This window comes from Bradyrhizobium sp. (genome assembly GCF_019244115.1).
Taxonomy (GTDB): domain Bacteria; phylum Pseudomonadota; class Alphaproteobacteria; order Rhizobiales; family Xanthobacteraceae; genus Bradyrhizobium.
In genome coordinates, this window is sequence record NZ_JAFATE010000247.1 from 1 (window position 1) to 2,194 (window position 2,194).

Below are 2,194 nucleotides of genomic sequence, written 5' to 3' on the forward strand. Positions count from 1 at the left end.
GGCCTATCTGCCGAAGCAGATGTCGGAGGACGAGGTCAGGGCCGCGATCACAGCCGCCGTCGCCGAGACCGGCGCGGCCGGGATCAAGGACATGGGCAAGGTGATTTCGGCCTTGAAGGCGAAGTACACCGGCCAGATGGATTTCGCTAAGGCGAGCGGCCTGGTGAAAGCGGCGCTGTCGTCTTAAGAGGTTGGGCCAGCTCGTCGTTTCATCTTTCTTTGCACCACGAGCGCCTGCGGTTATAGGTCTCGGATCGGCGCTCGGCCCCTAGGGACGCTTCGCGTCACTCTCGCCTCGCTCGCATAATAAGCATCTATGGCGTCTTGATTCCGAGCTCGCGCAGCGCCGCGAGCATGCGCTGCGGCGGGGCCATCTTGATAACCATCGGCTGGCCCGTCTCCAGCACGCTCTTCAGGCTGGAGAGGATTGCCGGCCAGCCTTGGCGGCCGCCGGAGAGGATGTCGTCGGACAGCGGCCGGTCATGTGATTCCGTCATCGTCAGCTTCACCGCATCACCGGCCGGTTCGATCTCGTAGGTGACGAGCGTCGGGCCGAGCTTTTCGATCAGCTCCGGCCAGTTGACGTTGAATGTGACCGTGAGCTTGTTTGGCGGATCGCATTCGAACACTTCACCCGAGATGTGCCGGGCGCCATCGGGCGTGCGCACGATGAAGGCGCCGCCGACCCGGAGCTCGACCTCGACAGAATTGCCGAAAAAGTATTTTTGGCTGAACTCCGCCGAGGTCAGCGCCTGCCAGACCTTTTCGGGCGTGGAGGCAATGTAGATCGTGTAGACGGTGGCCGGCTTGAATTTTTCGATGCTCATGTCAGCAGAAACCCTCCGATAGATCGTCATGTCTATTGGAAATCCCGCGATGCCGGATCGCTAGGCATGGGCCAGCTCCTTCGCCGCCGCCGGTTCGATGTCGAGCGCGTGTCCGGTTTCCAAAATGCTCTTCAGGCTCGCCAGCACCATCGGCCAACCGGCGGAGACGTTGCGCAACGTGCGGCCAGCCTCGTCGAGCTCGTCATGCGTCACGACAAGCTTGATCACCTTGCCGTGCGGCACGAGATCGAAAGTGACGCGCGAGGTGCGCTCGCGCGGCGCCTCGTCCGAGCAGGAGGAATCCCAGCTATAGGCGAGCTGCCGCGGCGGATCGGAAACGAGCACCTTGCCCTCGACGCTCGGCTGGCCCTCTTTCGCGAAACGGTAGCTCGAACCGACCTGCCAGTCGGAGGCAACGCGATGGCCGAACCAATAGCGCTCCGTGAAGTCGCCGTCGGTCAGAGCCTGCCACAGCTTGTCTGCCGTTGTTTCGATATAGGTGGTGTAGACGAAGACCGGTTTACTCATCGCGCTTCTCCAGTTGACGTTTCAACTCGCTGAGCGCGGCGAGTTTGCCGCGCTCGAATTTCCTGATCCACCGCTCGCCGATCTCGTGGATCGGGACCGGGTTGAGATAGTGCAGCTTTTCGCGGCCATCCCTGAACGTCGTGACCAGGTTAGCCTCTTCCAGAACGCATAAGTGCTTCGTCACGGCCTGACGCGTCATGTCGAGACCGTCGCAGAGCTCGTTCAGCGTCTGTCCGTTTCTGGCGTGAAGCCTGTCCAGCAGTGACCGCCGCGACGCGTCCGCCAGCGCTTTGAAGACTTCATCCATCGGTCCAAAATAGGCAACCAAATGGTTGCATGTCAAGGGCGTGTTTTCACGACTGCGTGTGCGCATGATAGGATGCACGGGAAGTCAGCGGAGACTGGCTGAGAACAACTCGGGGTGGAACAAGATGTCTGGTCGCGTCACCTTCGCGTGCGGTGTTTCATTGTGTCTTCTCGCCTGCGCGGGCGTTGCGCAGGCGCAGCAACAACAGATCGGCGCGCCGCCTGAAGCGTCGAACATGAAGCTCGTCGGCTATAACGACCTGCAGGCCCGCAGCGCTTATCAGCCGACCATTCATCATCAGGGCGACCGCTGGATCGCCTATATCGGCCATCATGGCGGCACCGACGATGTGCCCGATCCGGTCAATACGCTGACCGGCAAGGCCGAGCCGAACGGCACCTCAATCGTCGACGTGACCGATCCGGCACACCCGAAATATCTGCATCATATTCCCGGGCAGGAAGGGAAATACGAGTCCGGCGGCGCGCAGATGGTGCGCGTTTGCGACGGCAAGTCCCTGCCGAAAGGCGAT

4 protein-coding genes and 1 pseudogene are annotated in these 2,194 nt (G+C 61.3%); 2 read left to right on the forward strand and 3 right to left on the reverse strand.

From position 1 onward, the window contains the following. Positions 1-187, forward strand: a 187-nt coding sequence (locus JOZ76_RS11095; protein ID WP_291698679.1) for a GatB/YqeY domain-containing protein, incomplete at its 5' end; no start/stop codon positions are given. 127 nt (positions 188-314) lie between these two features. On the opposite strand, the gene JOZ76_RS11100 is transcribed toward JOZ76_RS11095, so the two are convergent. Genes JOZ76_RS11100 through JOZ76_RS11110 form a run of 3 tightly spaced genes read right to left on the reverse strand, consistent with a single transcriptional unit; the run spans position 315 to position 1,662 of the window. After that, entirely contained in the window at positions 315-827 is a 513-nt protein-coding gene (locus JOZ76_RS11100; RefSeq protein WP_291698680.1) for an SRPBCC family protein, read from the reverse strand. A gap of 60 nt (positions 828-887) precedes the next feature. Further along, positions 888-1,355, reverse strand: a complete 468-nt coding sequence (locus JOZ76_RS11105; protein WP_291698681.1) for an SRPBCC family protein — start codon at positions 1,353-1,355, stop codon at positions 888-890. Beyond that, positions 1,348-1,662: an ArsR/SmtB family transcription factor gene (locus JOZ76_RS11110; RefSeq protein ID WP_291698682.1), complete on the reverse strand. Its 315-nt coding sequence runs from the start codon at positions 1,660-1,662 to the stop codon at positions 1,348-1,350. The genes JOZ76_RS11105 and JOZ76_RS11110 overlap by 8 nt, the downstream gene beginning before the upstream one ends. A 124-nt stretch (positions 1,663-1,786) precedes the next feature. Between JOZ76_RS11110 and JOZ76_RS11115 the strand changes: the two are divergent. Then, positions 1,787-2,194 (forward strand): annotated as a pseudogene (locus JOZ76_RS11115) (hypothetical protein); the annotation flags it as partial.